At 47.1% G+C, this 23,246-nt stretch carries 19 protein-coding genes and 1 tRNA gene; 13 read left to right on the plus strand and 7 right to left on the minus strand.

The window, feature by feature from the left end; genetic code table 11:
- Positions 1 to 25: 25 nt before the first annotated feature.
- Positions 26 to 364 (minus strand): P-II family nitrogen regulator, encoded by a 339-nt coding sequence (gene glnK, locus F0U83_RS01155; RefSeq protein WP_138986124.1) that lies wholly within the window; start codon positions 362 to 364, stop codon positions 26 to 28.
- 321 nt (positions 365 to 685) lie between these two features.
- Here glnK and F0U83_RS01160 point away from each other — a divergent pair, with 321 nt between their 5' ends.
- Genes F0U83_RS01160 through F0U83_RS01170 form a run of 3 tightly spaced genes read left to right on the plus strand, consistent with a single transcriptional unit; the run spans position 686 to position 4,107 of the window.
- Complete coding sequence (locus tag F0U83_RS01160; RefSeq protein ID WP_138986125.1) at positions 686 to 937, plus strand: accessory factor UbiK family protein; 252 nt, start codon at positions 686 to 688, stop codon at positions 935 to 937.
- Between the two features lie 43 nt (positions 938 to 980).
- Entirely contained in the window at positions 981 to 2,546 is a 1,566-nt protein-coding gene (locus tag F0U83_RS01165) for an EAL domain-containing protein (protein WP_138986126.1), read from the plus strand.
- 34 nt (positions 2,547 to 2,580) lie between these two features.
- Complete coding sequence (locus F0U83_RS01170) at positions 2,581 to 4,107, plus strand: YifB family Mg chelatase-like AAA ATPase (RefSeq protein ID WP_138986127.1); 1,527 nt, start codon at positions 2,581 to 2,583, stop codon at positions 4,105 to 4,107.
- Here F0U83_RS01170 and F0U83_RS01175 read toward each other — a convergent pair.
- Positions 4,067 to 5,776, minus strand: a complete 1,710-nt coding sequence (locus F0U83_RS01175) for a putative bifunctional diguanylate cyclase/phosphodiesterase (protein ID WP_138986128.1) — start codon at positions 5,774 to 5,776, stop codon at positions 4,067 to 4,069. The two genes, F0U83_RS01170 and F0U83_RS01175, sit on opposite strands and share 41 nt — an antisense overlap.
- A 204-nt stretch (positions 5,777 to 5,980) precedes the next feature.
- On the opposite strand from F0U83_RS01175, the gene rep reads away from it, so the two are divergent.
- Both rep and F0U83_RS01185 read left to right on the plus strand, forming a co-directional pair.
- A complete protein-coding gene (rep, locus tag F0U83_RS01180) occupies positions 5,981 to 7,993 on the plus strand; it encodes a DNA helicase Rep (RefSeq protein WP_138986129.1) in 2,013 nt (670 codons plus the stop codon).
- Positions 7,994 to 8,123: 130 nt separating this feature from the next.
- Positions 8,124 to 8,993, plus strand: coding sequence for a hypothetical protein (locus tag F0U83_RS01185; protein WP_138986130.1), 870 nt, complete (start codon positions 8,124 to 8,126; stop codon positions 8,991 to 8,993).
- A 50-nt stretch (positions 8,994 to 9,043) separates the two neighbouring features.
- Here the strand turns inward: F0U83_RS01185 and F0U83_RS01190 are convergent, their stop codons facing one another.
- On the minus strand, positions 9,044 to 9,475 hold the full coding sequence (locus F0U83_RS01190) for a c-type cytochrome (RefSeq protein WP_138986131.1): 432 nt from the start codon (positions 9,473 to 9,475) through the stop codon (positions 9,044 to 9,046).
- A gap of 174 nt (positions 9,476 to 9,649) precedes the next feature.
- Positions 9,650 to 11,083 (minus strand): dihydrolipoyl dehydrogenase, encoded by a 1,434-nt coding sequence (locus F0U83_RS01195; RefSeq protein ID WP_138986132.1) that lies wholly within the window; start codon positions 11,081 to 11,083, stop codon positions 9,650 to 9,652.
- Between the two features lie 178 nt (positions 11,084 to 11,261).
- On the opposite strand from F0U83_RS01195, the gene F0U83_RS01200 reads away from it, so the two are divergent.
- Positions 11,262 to 11,338, plus strand: a tRNA-Arg gene (locus F0U83_RS01200).
- A 38-nt stretch (positions 11,339 to 11,376) separates the two neighbouring features.
- Positions 11,377 to 11,961: an IMPACT family protein gene (locus tag F0U83_RS01205; protein WP_138986133.1), complete on the plus strand. Its 585-nt coding sequence runs from the start codon at positions 11,377 to 11,379 to the stop codon at positions 11,959 to 11,961.
- A gap of 7 nt (positions 11,962 to 11,968) precedes the next feature.
- Here F0U83_RS01205 and F0U83_RS01210 read toward each other — a convergent pair whose 3' ends face one another.
- Together F0U83_RS01210 and F0U83_RS01215 are read right to left on the minus strand one after the other, a co-directional pair.
- Positions 11,969 to 13,585, minus strand: a complete 1,617-nt coding sequence (locus F0U83_RS01210; RefSeq protein ID WP_138986134.1) for a diguanylate cyclase domain-containing protein — start codon at positions 13,583 to 13,585, stop codon at positions 11,969 to 11,971.
- Between the two features lie 30 nt (positions 13,586 to 13,615).
- Positions 13,616 to 13,882: a hypothetical protein gene (locus tag F0U83_RS01215; protein WP_246077584.1), complete on the minus strand. Its 267-nt coding sequence runs from the start codon at positions 13,880 to 13,882 to the stop codon at positions 13,616 to 13,618.
- A gap of 105 nt (positions 13,883 to 13,987) precedes the next feature.
- Between F0U83_RS01215 and ubiM the strand changes: the two genes are divergently transcribed.
- The 4 genes from ubiM (at position 13,988) to F0U83_RS01235 (ending at position 20,222) form a co-directional block, all read left to right on the plus strand.
- The gene (gene ubiM / locus F0U83_RS01220) at positions 13,988 to 15,295 is read left to right on the plus strand and encodes a 5-demethoxyubiquinol-8 5-hydroxylase UbiM (protein ID WP_211343602.1); all 1,308 of its coding nucleotides are present in this window, start codon (positions 13,988 to 13,990) and stop codon (positions 15,293 to 15,295) included.
- Positions 15,296 to 15,471: 176 nt separating this feature from the next.
- Positions 15,472 to 16,713 (plus strand): EAL and HDOD domain-containing protein, encoded by a 1,242-nt coding sequence (locus F0U83_RS01225; protein WP_246077586.1) that lies wholly within the window; start codon positions 15,472 to 15,474, stop codon positions 16,711 to 16,713.
- 67 nt (positions 16,714 to 16,780) lie between these two features.
- On the plus strand, positions 16,781 to 19,477 hold the full coding sequence (locus F0U83_RS01230) for a bifunctional diguanylate cyclase/phosphodiesterase (RefSeq protein WP_246077588.1): 2,697 nt from the start codon (positions 16,781 to 16,783) through the stop codon (positions 19,475 to 19,477).
- The gene (locus F0U83_RS01235; RefSeq protein ID WP_138986137.1) at positions 19,470 to 20,222 is read left to right on the plus strand and encodes a sulfite exporter TauE/SafE family protein; all 753 of its coding nucleotides are present in this window, start codon (positions 19,470 to 19,472) and stop codon (positions 20,220 to 20,222) included. Before F0U83_RS01230 ends, F0U83_RS01235 begins: the two co-directional genes overlap by 8 nt.
- A 52-nt stretch (positions 20,223 to 20,274) precedes the next feature.
- Here F0U83_RS01235 and ilvD read toward each other — a convergent pair whose 3' ends face one another.
- Positions 20,275 to 22,119 carry a dihydroxy-acid dehydratase gene (ilvD, locus tag F0U83_RS01240; RefSeq protein ID WP_138986138.1) on the minus strand — a complete coding sequence of 615 codons (1,845 nt, stop codon included), beginning with the start codon at positions 22,117 to 22,119 and terminating at the stop codon, positions 20,275 to 20,277.
- A 167-nt stretch (positions 22,120 to 22,286) separates the two neighbouring features.
- Between ilvD and F0U83_RS01245 the strand changes: the two genes are divergently transcribed.
- Complete coding sequence (locus F0U83_RS01245; protein WP_138986139.1) at positions 22,287 to 22,532, plus strand: hypothetical protein; 246 nt, start codon at positions 22,287 to 22,289, stop codon at positions 22,530 to 22,532.
- A complete protein-coding gene (locus tag F0U83_RS01250) occupies positions 22,525 to 23,181 on the plus strand; it encodes a Crp/Fnr family transcriptional regulator (protein ID WP_138986140.1) in 657 nt (218 codons plus the stop codon). Before F0U83_RS01245 ends, F0U83_RS01250 begins: the two co-directional genes overlap by 8 nt.
- Positions 23,182 to 23,246 lie beyond the last annotated feature (65 nt).

Raw genomic sequence — 23,246 nt, forward strand, 5'->3', positions numbered from 1 at the left:
GTCAGGCTCGATCTTTTTAATCTATTTACAGTGCGTCATCGCCCGCTTCGCCAGTACGAATACGGATCACTTGCTCAAGCGACATGACAAAAATCTTTCCATCACCAATCTTTCCTGTTTGTGCTGCTTGGCTAATTGCATCAACTACTTGCTCAGCAATTTCATCAGACACGGCGGCATCAACGCGGACTTTCGGTAGAAAGTCGACGACATACTCAGCGCCTCGGTATAACTCGGTATGACCTTTTTGACGGCCAAAGCCTTTTACTTCAGTGACCGTGATGCCTTGTACGCCGATTTCTGAAAGCGCTTCACGTACATCATCTAATTTGAATGGCTTAATAATTGCCGATACTAGTTTCATGGGGCTTTTCCCTCTTGCTAAACTGTTTTTTCCACCGGCCGCTTACGGGCTTGGTGACTCGAAACGGTTGCTTGGGACTAAGCGAATCCTGTGCCTGAATTATGAAAAGTTATAATAAACATAGGGTTAAGGTTTTTTTTGGGCGTTTTTGCTCATAACTAGACGGCTGGTGATAAGAAAAGATGCACGCCTTTGGTGCGTGATCGTTTTTGGTGCGCTTGATAGGTGGGTTTATATAGCGAAAGCTGTTTGGATCGATAGAAGATGATGAACTCAGCGGTTATAGTGTGTTAAACCGCTCAAAATATCAGAGAATAAAGAATGAATGACAAGATACTAGAAGGCTTATCCGCACAGTTCACACAGGTGATGAATACACTCAATAATGGCGCAGAATTGCCTGGGCAGTCACAAGTGCGTGCGATGATGCAAAGCGCGCTAGGCAAAATGGATTTGGTTACACGAGATGAGTTTGATGCACAAAGTGCGGTATTGGCGCGGACTCGTACCCTAGTTGAGCAACTGGAAAAGCGTGTTGAGGCTTTAGAAGCGAAAGCCAGCACTGAGCAGTAATTTTAAAGGTGTTGTATCGTCGGAAGTAGAAGGGGCGAAAGGAATGAGGAATCACCTTGCGTGGCTGGATGTGAAGGGGCATTACGTCCATGCTACAGAAGAATATATCGGTTTGTTTGGCTCAGATGTGTGTATTAAAGGTACTGCATTGGCGGATCTGCACGCAGTTGCTGTGGCTGATGTGCTCACTACCCTGCTGAATGAGGCAGTAACGCAAGGCGTTGCAGAAACTTCGTTGCGCTTATTTGATGAACATACGTTATATAATGCACGCATTATTTATCCGCCTATGGCTGACCATGCTGTTTTGGCCGTTGAACGCTGCGCAGAACAGCCTCACCTTTACGCTCAATTCTTAACCGGTAATGCGACCGATCAGGTTCCGCGTTTCAAATCGGCACTTAATGCCTATATTCGATCAGCAGTAAAATCAGGAAGGCAGGTCGGCTTATTGAAAATCCATATCGAGCGCTTTAGCTGGATACAGGAAAATTTAGGCGAGACTAATCACGATATACTTGAAGAGATTGCTGTGCGTTTACTAGGCACTTTGAGAGAAGATGACACTCTTCTGCGGGCTGGTGATGATGAGTTTATTGTCCAGTTAGCACGCATCGAAAGTGAAGAGGCCGTGCTAGCTGTGGCGCATCGCTTAGTCGAGCAGTTGTCTTATGGTGTGCGCTACCAGCGGCGAGAAGTGCACTTGAGTGCCTCAGTAGGGGTCGCATTAGCGCCTTTACAGGCCAGTGATGCGGCGGAGTTATTAGGAGCAGCAGAGCAAGCGCTGAAAGCCCAGCTGCGTTCAGGTATATCTGGCGTTAGATTATATGACCCGATACGCCAGCGAAAAGCGCTGCATCTAAAAGACCTAGCCGAGCTAATAAAACCCGATGTGCAGAATTTAGATATGGGGTTTCGCCCTATCTATGGTGTGCATAGCCATCGAATTGAGGCCGCTCAGTTGATACCTTTAGTAAAAGGTGTCCCTTGTGTGGGCGAAGAAGAGTATCTACTCACCCAAATTTTAGACGGGGCAGCAGGGTGGCATACCTATTTAGGGTTGATATTTAATCAGCTTGAAGCCCCTTTACAGACGTTATCTCAGCAGAAAGGATTTGAGGGAGTGATTGTACGTATTCCTCCTGATGTGCTGGAGCTTCCGTCTTTCATGGAGTTCATGACAACAAGGCTGCACCTTTCCGAACTGGTCAGAAATTTGGTGCTGCTAGAGGTTGATGCTATCGAAACCCGAGACCATGAAGGGGTCTTGTTTGATTTAGAGGCTTTGGGGTTTAGGATTGTACTGAATGGGCTGAGTGATTACTTACCACCCTTGCAGCAATTAAAAGAGTTGGAGCCTCAACTGATCAAACTGGATCAGGGGTTGGTGCATGACATGTCGCTAGACCCTAAGCGACGTAAACTGCTAGAAAAGGTCGCTGATATGGCTTCAGATCTTGAAATTCCTTTGGCTGCAGATGGCGTTATGTCTGCGGGGCAGCGATTGCAATTAGCGCAACAGGGTGTGGACTTTATGCAAGGCGAGTACTTTGGTAATCTACTGAGCGTTGAGTTGCTCTATGAGCAGCTAATTATGGAAAATATCTAACCTAACTCATCGGTTTTCGTCCACGGAAGGATGCATGTCTCTCGCTATTGTTCATACCCGCGCTCAGTTGGGCGTATCGTCACCTGCTGTCACGGTCGAGGTTCACTTGTCGGCAGGTTTGCCTGCGTTAGCACTAGTTGGGCTGCCAGAAGCGGCGGTGCGTGAAAGTAAAGAACGTGTTCGTAGTGCCATTATTAACTCAGGTTTTGAGTTCCCCCAACGACGAATTACCATTAATTTAGCTCCTGCCGACTTGCCCAAAGAGGGTGGGCGATACGATCTAGCTATCGCTGTTGGCATTTTGGTGGCATCTGGACAGCTTCCCGCTGATATATTAGAGAAGACAGAACTCTTGGGTGAATTAGCCTTGTCGGGGGAGTTACGCCAAGTTACAGGTGTCTTGCCTGCAGCGGTGGCTTGTAAAAAACAAGGGCGTGCTTTCTGGATTCCAAAGGATAACCGTGAGGAAGCGGCATTAGTTCGAGGGCTGGATGTCAGAGCGGCAAGCCATTTTCTCGATATATGCGCGGCCCTGAGCGGGAAAATGCAACTGGAGCAAGTTGTTCCGACTCAGCCTATATCCAGCTCAGCTCCTAACCAATGGGATCTATCGGATGTTAAAGGTCAATTAAAAGCAAAACGCGCTTTAGAAATTGCAGCAGCAGGCGGTCATAATTTGGTATTGAGTGGCGTACCAGGTAGCGGTAAAAGTATGCTGGCGGCACGGTTGCCGGGATTGTTGCCTAAGCTGACGGAAGAGGAACGTCTTGATACGGCAGCAGTATACTCGGTAGCTGGTTTGCCGGTTGAGGCGATATGTCAGGGTGTTCGGCCTTTCAGGTCGCCCCATCACACAGCGTCGGCAGCAGCCCTAGTAGGAGGCGGTAGTCACCCGAAACCAGGTGAGATCTCTTTAGCTCATCAAGGCGTGCTCTTTTTAGATGAGTTACCAGAGTTTTCCAGAAAGGTTTTAGAGGTTTTGCGCGAACCTTTAGAAACGGGCGAAATATTGATCTCCCGAGCGGCACGGCAAACCCACTATCCCGCAAGGTTTCAATTAATAGGCGCGCTTAATCCGTGCCCTTGTGGGTATGCTGGCGATCCGAGTGGCCGGTGCCGTTGTACACCAGATCAAATCAGGCGCTATCAAGATAAGCTCTCAGGTCCTTTACTGGATCGCATCGATCTCTTCGTTAATGTGCAGGCCTTACCGCCGCAGACGTTGCTTAAACTAGATCAGTTACCTTCTGAAACAAGCGTAGTAGTAGCAGAGCGGGTATCGCTGGCACTGGACAGGCAACACCGCCGGCAAGGGTGCCGTAACAGTCTGCTCACAGCTAAAATGCTGGAGACCTACTGTGTTTTAAGTAGCGATGACAGAAATATATTAGCGGCTGCGGCTGAGCGCTTTGGTTTATCAGCCCGTGCTTGTCATCGGGTAATGAAAGTCGCCAGAACCTTGGCTGACCTTCGGGGAAGTGAGCAGGTTGAACGAGCAGACTTAACGGAGGCGTTAGGCTTTAGGGAGGGTCTTGCTGGCCCGTCGTCAGCATTTTCATAAAATCGGCTAGGGGTACAGGTTGGCTAAAAAAGAACCCCTGTACTTGATCACAGTCATTTTGGATCAAAAACTCCAGCTGTGCTTTGGTTTCTACTCCCTCGGCAATAACGCACATATTGAGATTATGGGCGAGGCTAATAACGGCGCGAATAATTTCGATATCATCTGCACTGTCGGGCAGCTTGGCTACAAAAGAACGATCTATTTTCAGCGCACTAATAGGAAGTTTTTGGAGCAAAGCAAAGGAGGAATAGCCTGTGCCAAAGTCATCTAACGAGAAGTCAAACCCTTGCTGGCAAAGTTGCTCAACGCTGTGTTGCACATGCTGGTCGTCGCTAAATAGAGAGGTTTCTGTTAGCTCAAACTCTAAGATGCGGGTATCAATGGATTCGGATGCAACAATACGCGCAATGGTATTGGCTAAGTAATCATTTTGGAACTGGCGAAATGACAGGTTAACGCCCAATTTTTCAAGATGGAAACCTTTACTTCGTATCTGCTTTAGATCGCGCCCTGCTTGTTGGATAACCCAAAAACCAATTGGCACAATTTGCCCGGTATGTTCGGCGATAGGAATAAAGTCGTTTGGCATCACTAAGCCATGTCGTGGGTGATGCCAGCGAATCAGGGCTTCTGCTCCTACGATCTTTCCGGTTTTCAGTGCAATGCGGGGTTGGTAGTAAAGTTCAAACTGCTCCTTCTTGAGTGCATTCCAGAGGTCAGCCTCAAGAGAGCTTTGACGCGGTGAGGTAATGTCCCGCTCAGGCTCAAAAATTGAAAAGCTGCAACCGTGCATACGCTTAGCTCGGCGTCTTGCGTGGCTGGCTTGGACCATTAAGGTGTCAGCATCCATACCATGATCCGGTGCGTAGGTTACGCCGATGCTCGTGCCAAGTATGTTTTCTTGCCCAAATAGATCAAAACTTTGATGCAAAAGTAGGACGAGCTTTTCAAGCACTTTCTGTGTTGCGCTGTGAATTAAATCTTGAGACGGTGTCTCTATTAAGAGTGCGAACTCATCCCCGCCAAGACGAAAAACCTCATACTTATGCGCACATGTTAGTAAACGGTTGCATAGCTCCCGAATGATCAAGTCGCCGGCACTGTGTCCCATGCGCTGGTTAAAGCCTTTCAAGTCATCGATGTCGATGGTGAGTAAGGCTAATCCATGCTGACGTTGCGTCACGCGGTGGAGCTTTTCTGTCATTGCGCTACCGAAACGCGATCGATTATTCACTTTAGTCAAAGCGTCTGAATCGCGTAAATAGGCGATTTCAGACTCTTTAATTTGCGCTTGAGTGAGTAAACGAAAACTTCTCGAAAGCGACTCCTGAGTCAGGTTATTCGTTGAAATATAATCAGCGAAGGAGGCTTTCAGCAATGTTTCGCCCAACTCACAGGGGATCTGTTCATGGATCGCAATGACGGGGATAAAAGGGAGATCAAAAAAAGGCTGGTAGGTATCTAAGCTGCTTAATATTTCATCAGCAGGGCAATGAACTAAAAACAGATTAGGGCTTCTATCCGAGATGTGTGCTAGCGCTTTAGACAGGCTGTTAACATAGTCGACAACCAGCTCCCCTGTAAAGTGGGGGGCTAACAGTGCTTGGGGATTGCCCTGCGGCGAATACACAAGAATCTTGATTGGCGTCGTGTTTGAGTATCTCATTGCAGACTACTACAGGTATATCCCTAGTAAAAAAGGGTACGGACCTAACCGCATTGATAGCTCAATTGTATATAATGAACCTATCGTCTTAACCCCAACTCTACCACGAAGCCTGAGTGGGTCAAACAAGTGTTTTAAATGATAAGCGCAGATGAAATGTGCTTTATTCATCCTGTACTTTAATTATCGGTAATAATTTGTCTTATGAGCCAACTCAATCCTCGGCAGCGTGAAGCGGTTCGTTATATCAGTGGTCCACTATTGGTTTTGGCCGGTGCTGGTTCAGGAAAAACCAGTGTGATAACTCGTAAGGTTGCCTATTTGGTTGAACAATGTGGCATAGAAGCGCGTCACATTGCTGCGGTCACCTTCACCAATAAAGCATCTCGTGAGATGAAAGAGCGTGTAGGACAGATTCTACAGGGGAAGTCGAAAGGGTTAACGGTTTCGACGTTTCATAATTTGGGTATGAGTATTATTCGTCGAGAGCATAAAAAACTTGGATTAAAGTCAGGTTTCTCGTTATTCGACGATCAAGACAGTAAAACGCTGATAAAAGACTTATTACTGCATCATGACGAAGACAGTGATCAAGTGGATTATGTGCGTAATATGATTTCAAATTGGAAAAACGAGATGGTTTCTCCGGAATCAGCACAAGCCCGTGCGGTTGGTCCTCAAGAAATCTTGGCGTCGCGAGCCTATGAAGCTTATAACCGTAATTTGCGCGCCTACAATGCTGTGGATTTTGACGATCTAATTTTGGTGCCGGTGCAGTTATTTGAAGAGCATCCTGATGTGCTTGAACGATGGCAAAATCGCATCCGCTATCTGCTCGTGGACGAGTATCAGGATACCAACCTAAGCCAGTATCGCTTGGTCAGGCAAATCGTAGGCCACCGAGGAGCCTTGACAGTCGTAGGTGATGACGATCAGTCTATTTATGCTTGGCGCGGAGCGCGGCCGGAGAACTTAGAACAGCTACAGGTTGATTTCCCAAGTTTGAAAGTGGTTAAACTAGAGCAAAATTACCGCTCTACTAGCCGTATTCTAAAAGCTGCGAACACTTTAATTGCCAACAATCCTCATACGTTCGAAAAAACTCTCTGGAGTGAAATGGGGTTTGGTGATCCCATTAGGGTTATCCACACCCGTAACGAAGATGCTGAATGTGAGAGAATAGCAACGGAGATACTCGATAATCACTTACGCAAACACACGCCCTTTAAAGATTTCGCAATCCTCTATCGAGGTAATTTTCAGGCACGCCTGTTGGAGGTGAAGCTACAAGCCTACCAAGTACCCTATAAATTATCGGGAGGTACATCGTTCTTCGCGCGTGCTGAAATAAAAGATTTAATGGGTTATCTCAAGGTGTTGGTTAATCGAGATGATGACAACGCTTTCTTGCGTATCATTAACCTTCCCCGTAGGGAAATTGGCCCATCAACTTTGCAAAAGCTAGGGGAGTACGCATCAGAGCGAGATGTTAGTTTATTTGATGCTTGTGAAGAGGTGGGGCTGGAACAACATCTTTCTGCCAGCGCTGTAGAAAAGTTAAGGCGCTTCACCCGTTGGTTACATGATAAATACCGACAATGTTACGAGGGCGATCCTATAGCGGCAATCAAAGATCTGATCTATGACATCGACTATGAAGGCTGGCTCTACCAAAACGCGTCCAGTGACAATGTGGCTGAAAAGCGCCTGCAGAATGTTTGGTTTCTTGTGGATTCCCTTAAAAATACGCTTGAACGGCTTCAGGAAGATGATCCTGATGCAGGTATTGAAGAGGCGATTGCCCGTTTGATTCTTCTGGACTTAATGGACCGGCAGGAGGAGGAAGATGACTCCAATCGCGTGCAGCTTATGACCCTTCATGCTTCAAAAGGGTTGGAGTTTTCGCATGTGTTTCTGATGGGGATGGAAGAGGAACTGTTACCGCATCGCAATAGTATTGAAAACGGTGATATAGAAGAGGAACGCCGTTTAGCTTACGTAGGTGTGACTCGTGCGAAGCGAACCCTGACCATAACACTCGCTAGGCAGCGTAAGCAGTTCGGTGAGTTGCTTGATTGCACACCGAGTCGTTTTCTTGACGAGCTACCCCAAGAGGATTTGGAAGTGGAGGGAAATGGTGAGAAAAACCCAGAAGCAAATAAAGCGCGAGGCAGAGCTACCCTTAATAGCCTGCGTAATATGTTTGATGATTTATAATTACAGTATGCTGGGCCACGTGCTTAACGTTATAATCCCTCTGTAAATTTTGTCAGGCAAGGAAGCCAGCAGCTCGTATTTTTGCGTAAAGCTCTCTTGCTGCCTCATTTTTGACTTCAGGGAAGGAATGATGTCTAACTACACTTTGATTAAACCTCTACTTATTACTGCTTCTGCCTGCTTTTTCTTAACGGCTTGTGGGGGCTCGAACTCCTCCAATACTTCGACTCCGAGTACGATGCCTGAACCTAACGTACAGCCTCCTAATGTCGAGCCTTTACCTCAACCTGTTGAAGATAAGGTAGCGCCGGGTGGGCTTTACTTAGGCTACTATCAAGAGAGCTTCACCCTCAATCCAGAAGACCCTACACCAGGTATTGTTTATCTAAATATCCCTCAGGCTGACGGTTTGTTTAATGGCAGCATGTCATTTACCTACGTTGGTTGTCAGTCGGAAGGCATAGGCAATATAACAGGGACAAAAGTCAATACGCAGCTCAATGGTGAGTGGTTAGGAAGGGTTGACGGGCGTCCTCAAAATGGTGACTACCAGTTGACTTATGATGTTGAAACACAGAGTTATATTGGAACTTACAATGTTGCAGCCGGTAAGCAGCATGTTGTAATACAGGAATGTATAGAATATTGGATTGCGCCAGAAGGAGAGGTGAGGTTATTTCCCCTAAATACCTTGTATGTTCAGGGCGAAGATAATGGTTCTGTATCAGGTGTTAATATATCAAATAATATAATTGGCTGGGGAGTGGCTCCTGACGCAGAGCTGACAGTAGTGAGTGTGATAAGTCTGGAAGCAGCAGAGCAAAATTTACAATCGGCCATGGTTTGGCAGGAGTTGCTACCCGCCGAAATTAATTCGATTACATTGCCTGTAGCTGTGTCCTCCGTACTCGTAGGTGGGCAACGGTATGCGATTTCGGTCACGAGCGTATCGCAAGATAGCGTCGTTTATAGTAGTAATATTGAATTTATAGCCAACTAGGCACAAAAAAGGCTGCATAAGCAGCCTTTTTGTTAACGATAAGCCAGTTATTACTTGGCACTATCCATCATATATTCGATAGCTACTTTTAGTTCATCATCAGAGCAGGTTGCGCACGTGCCGCGAGGAGGCATAGCGTTAATACCACTGATTGCTGTTTTTAGCAGGGCATCGATACCTTTAGCGCCGCGGTCAGCCCATTCGCTTGTACCGTACTTAGGTGCGCCAGCAACGCCAATCGCGTGACAGGACGCACAGCTAGCCTTGTAAACGTCTTCGCCTGAGCGGGCTCCTCCGGTGCTGGCCGCTGCTGCAGCAACTGCGCCGCCGCAAGAGTCGTCGCCTTCTACGCATACCTGGCCAGCTGGCTTGATGCGTTCAACAATTTTATCATCAGAGGATGCTGCACCAACCGTAGTTGATAGCGCAACGCTCAAACCCAGAATGCTCAGAACTGAAGCAGCTTTAGCAGTCAATTTCACAGTGGTGACCTCGTTACGGTTTCTTGTGGATGCTTATTTATCAGCATCATTAAAATAATCTGGCCAAGATTATACCGGCAAAAGCACCCAACGAAAATGGGGTTTATCTGCACCTTATGGCGTATAACCTCGATTATTCATTGATTTGGGGAGTAATTTGCATCTTTTCTGCCATTAGCTCCCCGGTCCGCAGTCTAAACAACGGTGAACAGGCTCTGGGCCAATATTGAGTTTTTTGCTCAGGTCTCGTAATGCTGAGCGTAGCCCCTCTTCGATGACGGGGTGGTAAAACGGCATATTAAGTGCTTGGTCTACCGTCATATGTTGTTGTACGGCCCAAGCTAAAAGATGCGCTAGGTGCTCAGCTGCAGGGCCAAAAATTTCAGCGCCAAGCAGTAACCCACTACCTTGTTCCCCATAGACTTTCATTAAACCTTTGTTCTCGGCGATCACTCGTGATCTGCCTTGATCTTCGAAACTTACACGGCCAACGGCAAAGCAGCCTCGACAGCGCTCATCTACTTGGGATGGGGTTAATCCGACCGTAGCTATTTGCGGTGAAGTAAACACAATACCTAAGGGCGTGCGACGCTTTTCCGCACGTACATCAGGGAATCTGCCAGCATTTAATCCCGCGATCTTACCTTCATCAGCAGCCTCGTGCAGCAGGGGGAGAGCGTTGTTAGCATCGCCCGCAATAAAAATATGCGGTAATGAACTTTGCAGTGTATAAGGATTAAATGTAGGAATGCCACGTTCGTCCAGCTCTAGAGAGGTATTTCCAAGGGCTAGCTTATCGACATTAGGGCGTCTGCCTGTTGCGGCGAGTAAGTAGTCAAATGACTCGGTTTGCAGCTGACCTGAAACGTCGTGGAATCGAATAACAACCTGATTATCTCGATGCTCAATGCTTTCTACCTTCGCGTCTGGATCGAGATAGAAGGACTCATTAAAGGTTTGAAGAGCATATTGGCGTATCTCCGAATCCTGTATTGGGCCGACGCTTCCGCCCACGCCAAACATACGAATATGTACGCCCAGCCGGGATAGTGCTTGCCCTAACTCTAACCCAATGACACCTGGGCCAAACACGGCAACAGACTTGGGAAGTGCTTTCCACTCAAACAGGTCATCATTGATGAGGAGTCGATCCCCAGCTTGCTTAAAAAACTCAGGGTAGCTGGGTCGTGATCCGGTGGCAATAATAATACGCTCGGCGTGCAACAAGCGCCCATCTTCTAGTTGGAGAGTATGGTCGTCCTTAAATTGGGCAAAGCTGCGTATTTTGTCTTCGTCAGGGAAGCTTTCGATGGATTCTACAACGAACCCTGCAAAGCGATCCCGCTCATCTCTAACCCGCTTCATGACAGCTTCGCCATCAACGCTGCTGGTGGTTGAGATACCGAAAGGGTATGCATGATCAATATGGTGTTTTCGATCTGCGGCGGCAATCAATAATTTACTTGGCATGCAGCCAACACGGGCACAGGTGGTACCGTAAGGGCCACCGTCTATCAGTACGACCGACGGGGTGTATGCTTTAGCGGCCCGATAAGCGGCAAGACCTGCTGTGCCTGCGCCGAGAATCGCAATATCAACCTTTTCCATAGGATCTCCATGATAAATTAGAGGATGCTAATGCTTTTTTGTTACCTTGCCATAGATCCCTACGTTGCTCAAACATAGATGGATGAAAAAAGCGGTGGCAAAAATAAAAAACAAGATGGGCGCTTGGCAAAACGCATATACCTCCGTATCATTACCGGCCTGAAAACTTCCTGATTTTGCGCCCGTAGCTCAGCTGGATAGAGTAGCAGGTTCCGATCCTGTTGGTCGGGGGTTCGAATCCCTCCGGGCGCGCCATTTTTTACATCATCTTCTTATTCTGTCATGGTAACGCCATGAAACATTACAAAACCCTCGCAAAGCCTGCTCAGGCTGCCATTGAAATCAAAAAGTCGCGCTTCTTAGGGCGCTTGGAGCGGGTTACTTCCCATGAGGAGGGCTTAATCAAGGTGGCGAAACTGTGGGAGCTTCACCCTGATGCTCGCCATATCTGCTTTACAATGTTAGTTGGTGGGCAGGTGCGCCAGTCAGATGACGGTGAGCCTTCCGGGACAGCCGCACGGCCTATGTTAAATGTGCTTCAGCATCAGGGAGCTGATCATATATTGGCGACAGTGGTCAGATATTTTGGTGGTGTAAAGTTGGGGGCGGGTGGCTTGGTTAGAGCTTATACGCAGGCGGTTAGTGAATGCCTAACTGAAGCCCAGTGGATTGAGGTTCAGCCTCAGTCCAGCGTTAGAATTCGTGTTGGTTTTGAGTTTGAATCACTGCTTAGGCATCAGGCAGACACGTACGGGGTAGAAATAACGCTAACGTATGATAGTCAAGTCAATGCTGAGCTTAGTGGCGATGCTGATGCGGTCGGTGCTCTGCTGGAGACTTTGCAGGATTTACTGCGTGGTACGTTAGAAATCGGTTAAGGCTGCCTTATAGTTCGCAGTAGAAAGAAATTTGTCGTGAACCTTGGCTTTTTGCGCGATACATGGCGCTGTCGGCATGTTGTAACAGCTCGTCGGCACAGCTGGCGTCGCCTGGGAAGAGGCTAATGCCAATGCACGCTGAGATGCTGATTTGATTGTTTTCAATAGTAAATGATTTATCTAAGCTCGCTAATAACTTATTAGCCACTTTACCGGCATGAACAGGTAGTGAAATATCAAGCAGTGCGACAAACTCATCACCCCCTAGTCTGGCGACAGTGTCGCATTGACGGAGATGTTCCCTGAGCCGTTGTGCTACATCAACTAGAATTTTATCCCCCTCAAAGTGGCCGTACTTGTCGTTTACGGGCTTAAAACCATCTAGGTCAATAAATAGTACGGCTATTTGCCGTCGCTGACGCTCGGCTCTGATGATGGCGGTTTCCAGTTTAGTATGTAGCAGTAATCGGTTAGGTAAACCGGTTAGCGAGTCATTATAGGCTTTGCTTGTCAGCTCTTTTTCTAGGGCTTTGTGTTCGCTGTTGTCCCTGAGCGTTAATACAAATTTTTCAGGGACTTCATCGCCGTCTAAGACGGCATTAAGTGTAGCTAGATATGGGACGTGAGAGTGTGATAATAGCTCTCCTTGCCAGCTAAGCTGCGTGCTTAGGATGGTTGCGAGGTCACAGGCTGGAGACAAACAGTGCAAAAGGTCGTGAATCGATATGTTTTGCGTATCGTTCAGAGTCGAGAACTCTGATTTGGCAGCACTGTTGGCAGACACGATCACCCCTTTGCTTGATAAAATAAAGCAATAATCTGAGGTGGTTTCAAAGACAAGGGCTGCTAATTGTAGTTTGCGTTCAGTTTCCCGTTCTCGCGTTACATCATGGCCAATACCAATGAGACCTTCTACTTCGTTTTGCTGGTTCAGGATGGGAATTTTTAGCATATCGATCAGTCGTCGACTGCCATCATTGTAGGTTACCCATTCATCTTTACGCTTGCGCTTTTTGCTTTGGATGACTTCTTGATCGCGCTCCTTGATGTAGTTGGCAGATCGCTTGGACATGAGTTCAGCGTCGGTTTTTCCGATGATCGCTTCGGTGTTGGATTCAAGAAAAGCTTCAAAGCTCTTATTACAGTGTTGATAGACGCCGTTCAGGCTTTTTACAAAAATGAAGTCGGGTAGAGCATCGGCCATTAGAGTAAGCAGATAGCGTTCTTTTTCTAGAGCGTTCTGTGCTTCAATCAGGTCGGTTACATCCCTTGCCACAACAGCTACCCCCGTGGTTTCCACTAGGCTGCCGGTGTAGAGAGTATGTCGGCTATCGATGAAGCGGGGTTCTCCTAGGTGGTTTTGCCCCCAAAAGCTAAGTTTTACCTCCTCGCCAGCTAAACATCTATCCAAATCAGGTTTGATGTGTTGCTCGAACCGCTCAGTGCCATGTAGTTCAGCAACAGTTTTTCCTACGATAGACCTTGCGGGTAACCCAAAGAAGCGCGTATAGCCATGGCTGACGGCACGATAGCGATATTTATTGTCAACAATCGATACTAAATCCTCTAGCGCTTCCAATATCGCTAATTCAGTTTGTTGAGGGGTTAGTATCGGTTTTGTCATAGCTATGTCCGCAGTGGTAGTGGTTATTACTCAGCTACTCGTATCGGGTTTATAGCGAGCTGCGCTGATAATGCTAATAAGGTGAATAATTGCAGCGATAATTGCTGGGAAGATTAGGAAGTAGAGAGCATAGCCGACGGCAGTTGTAACGAAGAAAAAGAACGCGGCGAGTAACCTGCCTTGAACTAAGTGGCCCAGTCCCGGAATGAATATATTACACAGTGCCGCAATGACGTTTCCGGCGCTCCCTTGCTGACTCATAAATACTCCTTGCTCGCTGAGCAGAATGGCTTTCATTTAAGATTAGCTGATTATCCCAAGATTTGTTGATATATGTCGAGGAAATAGCCCTGAGAATCCGTAGGATGAGATTTCTGATGAACTAGGGTGCAGAGGTGTGTCGTGGCGCAAGATTATGATGTTGTCATTATTGGAGCAGGGCCTGCAGGGTTAAGCTTTGCGCGCTCTTTGAGCGAGCTTCCTTTAAAGGTGCTAATTCTGGAACGCTCGTCGCTGGCAACCCTGCAAAACCCGCCAGAGGATGGTAGAGAAATAGCGCTAACACATCTTTCCGTTTCGTTGATGAAGGGGTTAGGTGCATGGGAGCATTTGCCGAAGGAGGAAGTCTCTCCTATAGAGGGCGCAAAGGTATTTGATGGCGAGTCGTCGTACAGCTTGAACTTTGAACGGGATAAAACGGATTTAGAGGCGCTGGGTTATCTGGTGCCTAATCATTTAATTCGTAAAGCATTTTATGAGTCCGTTTTACCAAAAAGTAATATAGAGCTGCGCACAGAGGCAACGGTAGAAGGTGTAGCGACTGAGGCTGAGTTCGGCGTTGTAACCTTAGTAAACGGTGAAACGGTGACTGCGAAGCTAGTGATTGCAGCAGATACGCGTTTTTCCGATATGCGAAGAAAAATGGGGCTTTCGGCGACAATGAAAGATTTTTCCCGTACCGCAATTGTGTGTCGTATGTCACATAGTAAGTCTCATCAACAGACCGCATTTGAGTGTTTTCATTATGGGCAGACCACCGCAATTCTACCAATGACGGGTAATCGCTCGTCGATCGTGGTGACGGTCAACAGTCGTGATGCTCAGCGCTATGTTGATATGTCGCCAGCACACTTTAATCAATGTATAGAGCAGCAATTGAATGGCATGTTAGGGGATATGGTTTTACTGGGTAAGCGCCATGTTTATCCGTTGGTGGCTGTGCACGCCAATCAGTTTGTCGCGAGGCGTTTTGCTGTGATTGGTGATGCAGCTGTAGGTATGCACCCTGTTACTGCACATGGCTTTAATTTAGGTCTTCGCGGTCAGGCATCCCTAGCAAAGCATATTGCGGAAGCTATTGCGGATGGTCGGGATATCGGCTCGGATGTGGTGTTAAAGGCTTACGAACGTGATCATATTAAAGTGACCCGAGTGTTGTATCACGGTACCAATGTTGTGGTAGGACTTTTTACCCATGAAACCTTTGCAGCTAAATTGGCGAGAAAGGCGACCTTGAGGCTTGCGAATAACATTGTACCGGTTAAAAAATGGATCATGCAGTCGTTAACCGAAGAACAAATGGATGAAAGCTCCCCCATGAAATGGGTACGACCGTTGCTGCCCCCTCGGCCTTCCCTAGCGCATTTGAATAGCGTATTTAGTCATCTGCCAGACCCTTTGGCGCCCTTGAAAAAGCGCAGTACGAAGTGATCGATATGCGCGCTTTCTCCATACCATTTTGAAAGGGTAGTGCTCCAATAGATATTCGTTAGTCAGAAATGATAATAGAGTGCTAACATTAACTTTAATCATTCTCAATTTTTTGGGGGAATGGTCGTTATGTTATTCTCTTTAATGTTGATGGCAAATAGCGGTTGGAGTTTTGTGTGACAGATTTAGATCAGATTCTTGAAGGAGAGGAACGACTGGATGTCTTAATGGCGCGTCAGCCCATTTACTCCAAAAGCCAAGATATTGTGGCGTTCGAATTACTTTTTCGGGGGCAAAGCGGTGAAGACCTGTCTGCGATCAAAGATGAAGAAGCGACGTTTGATGTCGTCGTTAACACTTACGCTAACATCGTAGCGGATGGTGGCAAAAAGTTCTTACCCTGCTATTTGAAAGTCACTGATGAAGTGCTGCTGGCAGGTACCTTGCCAGAATTACCCCCAGCTCTGTTTTCCCTGGAAATTTTGGGCAGATCATCGATATCGCCAGAATTTGTCAGCAAAGTGAGGGAGTTTGCAGCTAAAGGCTATCGCATTGTTTTAGCGGACTATAATCCTGATGATCCTAAGTTTGAGCCCCTCTTAAACGTCATTCATGTTATCAAACTGGATATTCAATTGCTGGGACTGGGCGCGCTGCCAGGGATTATTCAAAAGCTGCGGCCGTATCAGCTCGATCTGCTTGCCGATAAGGTGGAAACCAAAGAAGAGTTTCGCCAGTGCTTAGAGATGGGCTTTTCGCTATATCAAGGTTATTTCCTAAGTCGACCTGAACCAGTAAAAGGCAAAAAAATCAGTGGTAGTAAAATTATTCTGTTACAGCTGTTGGCCGAGCTAAATAATGAACAAGCAACAGGTGCTTCACTAGAGCAAATTGCGATTAATGATGCTGCTTTAACCTATAAAATTTTACGGGTTGTTAACTCAGCCGCCTTTGCGGTACCTAAAGAAATTGGCTCATTGAGTCATGCGATCACATTGCTTGGCATGGAGCAGATTCGTCGTTGGATTATGCTATTTCTGACGACAGCAGCGGATGGCCGACCTAACGAACTGACACGTACCATGCTGGTAAGAGGACGTATGTGTGAGTTGCTAGCTGAGATTAATGGTTACCCCAATGGTATGAACTATTTTATCGTCGGCTTGTTATCCCAACTGGATGCAATGCTCGATATTGAAATGGCTGAACTGATGACGGAAGTGCCCCTAAGTGGTGAGATTAAGAATGCGCTATTGCACTATACGGGAACGCTCGGCGATGTTTTGAGTGATGTTGAACACTATGAACGAGGCCAGTTTGAAGAGCTGTCTCGCGGAATTGATCGTGCGTTTTATGAGGTGGCTTACCGACATAGCTTAAAGTGGGCTGATCAGGTTATGTCTGCACTGCTCAACTAAGAATAAAGGGTGGATATATGTTGTCGGGTCATTTAGCCCAGATCTCCTGCTGTGTGAGTACTCCTCAGTGAAGCGACTTACCATTAAGTTACTGCTTCCTATTGCGGGCATATTAAGTGTTTTTTTGCTGGTCGCTGAGCTGGTTTGGTTGCCGCTTAAAGTCAGTGATGCCGTTAATGAAAAAGTAAATGACACGCGTGAAACTCTTAACTTACTCGCTGAGTTAGCGAAATATAATCAGTCTACTGAAGCGGCTCTGCAACAAAGCCTTAGTGGGCGCTTGTTTACCGACAGATCGTCATGGCTGCGTGTCTCGTTTCGGCGTACAAATAACGGTGTACCCTCCCCACCTGTTGGTTTTACTACTCATAGAGAGCGGGTACATCTGTCGGTTGAGGTCGGGGCGTATGTCGCTGATGCGTGGCTGGATAAGCGGGCTATTGCACAGCAGGTCACAAATCAATTCAGGTGGACGGAGTTACTCATCATAGTTTCTTCATTACTAACCTTCTTTGTGATTGCACTCCTTCAGCGCTGGTTATTGTTCAAGCCCATGACACAGTTGATTGAGGCGGCAGAACACTTAGGATCAGGGCGTTCTGAGTTCCCATTTCCTGCGGTGACTCATCGCTCCATTCTCTCACCGCTCATACGCTCTTTTATAACCATGCGCGGTTCGTTATTAGAGCAGCAGCATCAAATGGAGTCACAGGTTCAGGAGCGTCGGCTTGCCGAAGAGAGGCTCAATGAATCTCACCGAATTGCTCAGTTAGGGTGCTGGGAGTGGCTGTTAAAGGAACAGCGCTTTTGGGTCTCCACCAGTTTGCAGGCTATTTTGCTAATAGAAGAAGCGTACCCTAAAAATGCTCAGAGTCTCTTTCAGCGGGTGCATCCTGCTGATCGAAGCGAAGTGATGCGCCATTTCACGGACATGTTGAATAAGGGGCAAGCAGGAACTATCGATTTTCGAGTATCTACCCCAACGGGCGTTTATCGACATGTGCATCTGATATGCCATGTGGTGCATAACGCGAAAGGCGATTTAAAACGGATCTCGGGTACGTGCCAAGATATCACTGATCGTAAACACATAGAGTCGTCCTTACAAAAGTTATCTAGCGCGATTACTCACAGCGGTTCGAGCGTCATGATTACCGATGTAATCGGCACAATTGAATATGTTAATCCGAAGTATACAGAGACAACGGGGTATAACTTAGCGGACATACAAGGTAATCAGCCTGAGTTATTAAGCCGTAAGTGGATTAGCCCCGACCGCTATGAAGCATTATGGCAATCTATTCTCTCAGGTAAGCATTGGCGGGGAGAGCTACAGAGTCGGCGTAAAGATGGGACAACATTCTGGTCGTTGGTATCTATATCGCCTATTCACAATGAATATGGTGAATTAACGCACTTTGTCATTGTTTGTGAAGATGTGACTGAGTTAAAAGACGCGCATGCAAGAATGGAACGCTTGGCGCTCTATGATGAGTTGACTGGGTTGCCAAACCGGCGTTTCTTCTTTAGGGAGCTAGCTGCTCTGTTTGAGCAAGATACTCAAGAGTTCCCATCTGTGGTGATGTTGCTGGACTTGGATTACTTCAAAACAGTCAATGACACACAAGGGCATAGTGTCGGCGATCAATTGCTGATTCAGGTAGCGCAGCGTCTGGTTGATACGCTGCAAGATAATGATATAGCGGCGCGTTTAGGCGGTGATGAATTTGCGATTTTGATTCACCCTGTACAAGAGGCCGGTCATGTTGAACGTGTTGCGCAGCGAATCCTGGCAGAGATATCGCGGCCATTCTTAATTAATGATCATGAAGTACAGATCAGCACCAGTTTGGGGCTGGCGTGGTTACCTAAAGATGGTCAGTCCCCCGAAGCTCTACTCAAACATGCTGACCTTGCTATGTATCAAGCAAAAGAGATGGGGCGCAATCAGTTCCGTTTCTTTACCGAAAGTTTGCATGAGCAGCTGCAAACCTATATCCGGTTTTCTCGTGAAATGCCTAAGTCACTCGAGGATGAAAATTTTTATCTTTTATATCAACCTCAAGTAGATCTGAAAACCTCAAAAATTATCAGTGTCGAAGCGTTAGTGCGTTGGAAGCATCCTGAACTTGGTATTGTCTCTCCTCTGGATTTTATATCTATTGCTGAAGAAACAGGTTTTATCGTGCCCCTTGGACGTTGGGTTTTATCAACGGCTTGCCGAGCATTACGTGAGCTGTCGGATTTGCAATATGATGATGTGCGTATCGCTATTAACTTATCTTCCCGGCAGTTTCGTGACCCAGAACTGCTTAATATGATTCGGCAAGCCTTGCACCGCTACCGTATTGACCCTGCTCGATTAGAGTTAGAAATTACGGAAACGCTGCTGATGCAGGATATTGATTTGGCAATTAGTACCTTGACTGAACTGCAGCAGTTAGGTGTTACGGTTGCAATTGATGACTTTGGCATCGGATATTCTTCGTTTAACTATCTGAAAACCTTACCTATCAATGTGCTCAAAGTTGATCGGGAGTTTATCAAAGATATTCCTGATCATTTGGACGATATGGAGATTACCGCCGCTATTATCTCCATGGCACATCGTCTGAAAATGAAAGTGGTTGCCGAAGGCATTGAAACCGACGTACAGAAGGTTTTTTTGGAAGAGCATCATTGTGATGTGGGCCAAGGGTATCTGTTCAGTAAGCCCGTGCCTCTGGATGAATTGTTTGAACAATTAGCACAGCAGCATGTTTGAGTTCTTACCTGAGTCTTTATCTATTCCCGAGGCCGCTTTGTTGGTGGCGCTCAGTGGTATTACCTCCATGTTGACGGCTGCTGTCGGTATCGGTGGTGGAGTCCTCTTATTAGCGGCTATGGCGCAGTTGTTACCTGTTAATGCGCTTATTCCTGTCCACGGTCTTGTGCAGTTGGGCTCTAACGGAAGCCGAGCTTGGTTGATGCGACAATATGTTGATAAGTCGATGGTGATCTATTTTGGGTGCGGTGCGATTTTAGGTGCACTTATCGCTTCCTCGATTGTTGTGCAGTTGCCGCTGTATTGGATTCAATTGAGCGTGGCTCTGTTCATACTGTATTTGGTGTGGGGGCCTAAGTTATATAAACACGAAGTATCTAGTATCGGCCATGTGCTTGCTGGTGCTGTAACAACCGTTGTTTCGATGTTTGTCGGAGCGACAGGTCCTTTAGTAGCTGGCTTTGTGCACCGTCAGCGTTACAGTAAGTTTGAAACAACAGGCACCTTCGCAGCGTGTATGAGTTTGCAGCACTTTTTGAAGATGCTGGTCTTTACCGCGATTGGCTTTTCATTTTGGCAGTGGTTACCGATGATTATCTTAATGATCTTGAGTGGCCTGGTGGGCACTTGGGTGGGGTTAAAGCTACTCAATCGTGTGCCAGAGGCGTTGTTCAAACAGATTTACAAAGTGGTGGTGACTTTGCTGGCTATGCGTTTGCTTTGGCAGGTAATGGAGAGTTTGTAAGTTATTGAGGGGATTAAGGCAGCGCTATCCGCTGCCTTAATCTTAGGGGTGTTTAGTCTAATTTAGACAGATCTCGCACGGCCCCTTTGTCCGCAGAAGTGGCTAATAGTGCATAGGCTTTTAATGCCGCTGATACTTTACGTGGGCGGGACTTAACAGGTTTCCATGCATCTTTGCCTTTGGCGTCCATTGCTGCACGGCGAGCTGTAAGCTCTTCATCAGAAACCAATAAGCTAATAGTACGATTCGGTATGTCGATACGGATCATATCGCCGTTTTCGACTAAGCCTATTGCACCACCTGCGGCCGCTTCCGGGGAAACATGGCCGATTGAGAGTCCGGATGTGCCGCCAGAGAAGCGCCCGTCGGTTAGCAGTGCACAGTCTTTGCCTAAGCCTTTTGATTTAATGTACGAGGTTGGGTAAAGCATTTCTTGCATACCGGGGCCGCCTTTCGGGCCTTCGTAACGTACAATAACAATGTCACCAGCTTTTACGTCATCGTTTAGGATATTAGCTACTGCTTCATCTTGAGATTCAGTGACATGGGCGGGTCCTTCAAATACCAGAATGGAATCGTCAACACCTGCGGTTTTTACAACGCATCCATCAAGGGCGATGTTCCCATAGAGTACAGCCAAGCCGCCTTCAAGAGAGAAAGCATTCTCTATTGAACGAATACATCCATTCTCTCGATCACCATCCAGCGTTGGCCAGCGAGTAGATTGGCTGAAGGCGGTCTGAGTGGGAATGCCTGCAGGCCCGGCTTTATAAAACTCGATCACTTCCGGTGAGGGGTTGCGCATGATATCCCATTGATCCAGCGCTTCCTTTAAAGAGTTACTATGGACAGTCGGAAGGTCAGTGTGGAGCTTACCTGCGCGATCTAGCTCGCCAAGAATAGCAAAAATACCGCCTGCCCTATGTACATCCTCAATATGGTATTGCGGTGTGTTAGGTGCGACCTTACATAACTGCGGAATAACATGAGATAGACGATCAATGTCCTTCATGGTGAAGTCGATTTCAGCTTCTTGTGCAATCGCCAATAGATGCAGAATCGTATTGGTAGAGCCACCCATGGAGATATCCAGAGCCATAGCGTTCTCAAACGCTTTAAAGTTGCCAATGTTCCGCGGCAATACGGACTCATCATCTTGCTCATAATAGCGTTTTGCCAACGTCACTATACGCTCGCCCGCTTCTTCAAACAAACGACGGCGATCGCTATGTGTTGCTAACGTGGTGCCGTTTCCGGGTAGTGAAAGGCCCAGCGCTTCAGTAAGGCAGTTCATCGAGTTGGCTGTGAACATGCCAGAGCAGGAGCCGCACGTAGGGCAAGCGGAGCGCTCGTATTCAGCGACTTTCTCTTCGGATGCGGAATCATCTACGGCAATAACCATTGCATCAACCAAGTCTAGCTTATGCTCGGATAGTTTGGTTTTACCGGCTTCCATTGGGCCGCCTGATACAAAGATCACAGGAATGTTCAGGCGCATGGCTGCCATCAACATACCTGGTGTAATTTTATCGCAGTTAGAAATACAGACTAATGCGTCAGCACAGTGAGCATTTACCATGTATTCAACGGAGTCGGCGATAATGTCGCGAGAAGGTAAAGAGTACAACATGCCATCATGACCCATAGCAATGCCATCATCGACAGCAATGGTGTTGAACTCTTTGGCGACTCCACCTGCTTTCTCAATCTCTCTGGCGACCAGTTGCCCCATGTCTTTTAGGTGAACATGGCCGGGTACAAATTGAGTAAAAGAGTTAGCTACAGCAATAATAGGCTTGTGAAAGTCTTCATCTTTCATGCCAGTGGCACGCCACAGCGCGCGGGCACCTGCCATATTACGACCAGCAGTAGAGGTTTTAGAGCGGTATGCGGGCATGGGTCTTCCCTCGTTAGCGACATTAATCAGGCCAAGAAGTATAACAGAAAGATGATGGCTAACAGGAACCGCCGATGATCGATTTTTAGGCGCTTGCACCAAAGTTTATATAAAAAAAGCGAGGTGCCCTTTACAATTGATCCAGATAAACCGCGAGGACTGTATAGGTGGATAAGAAAGCAATTCGAAAAGATAAGTGGTTAAGCTTAATGATGAAGCTTGGTATACCGTTGGCGATCGTGAGTTTGGCAAGCTTGTGGGGTGGGCATCTCTTGGCTAACGAGGCACTAGGTAAAGTGTTTCTTGTAACGATGCCTGTCGTTTTGGTGATGGGGTTCGTCTATAACATTCGTTATGTGATGTTAGCGGTTAAAGCTCAGCGTGCAGCGTCGGACACAGATTCGGATGCTTGATCGTCTTCCCTTTATTAATGAGCTGGATAGCGATGCTCGAAGTCTGCTTGAGAACGCATCTGTCATTAATTTACCTGTGGGTAGAACGCTACTCAGGCCGGGCGAGCAATGCGGCGGATTCCTCGTTTTATTAGAAGGCTGTGTGCGTGTATTCGGCCGTTCTTTGCAAGGTCGCGAGTTGGATATGTATCGCATCGAGCCCTTGGGGACCTGTGTGTTGACGACTTCTTGTTTACTGTCGGGACAAGTATATCCAGCGGAAGCTTGCGTGGAGGCCGCAGGTCAAGCGGTTGTCATTCCTGCGGATGATTTTAGTGCTCTTATGGATCGATCCAGTGCTTTTCGAAACTATGTATTTACATCCTACTCCGAGCGTTTAAGCGGTCTTTTGATGCTTATTCAGTCAATTGCGTTTGAGAGAATGGATGTTAGGTTGGCGCGTTATTTACTCAAGGAGAGTGGTAGAAGTTTGGTATTGTCTGTATCGCACCAACAAATCGCTGATGCGTTGGGTACTGCCAGAGAAGTAGTCAGTCGCCAATTAAAGCTTATGGAGCAGCAGGGATGGGTTGCGCTATCTCGTGGCCAAGTGCTGATGCTGGAGCCTGATATATTGAGGCGGCTGGTAAAAAATGAAGGAACTGTGTGACCTTTGTCACTGTTTAGACATGGCAAAGGGGTAAGAATAATGCTCGAAATATCCATTTTCAGGAG

Source organism: Neptunomonas concharum (genome assembly GCF_008630635.1).
Classification (GTDB): Bacteria; Pseudomonadota; Gammaproteobacteria; order Pseudomonadales; family Balneatricaceae; genus Neptunomonas; species Neptunomonas concharum.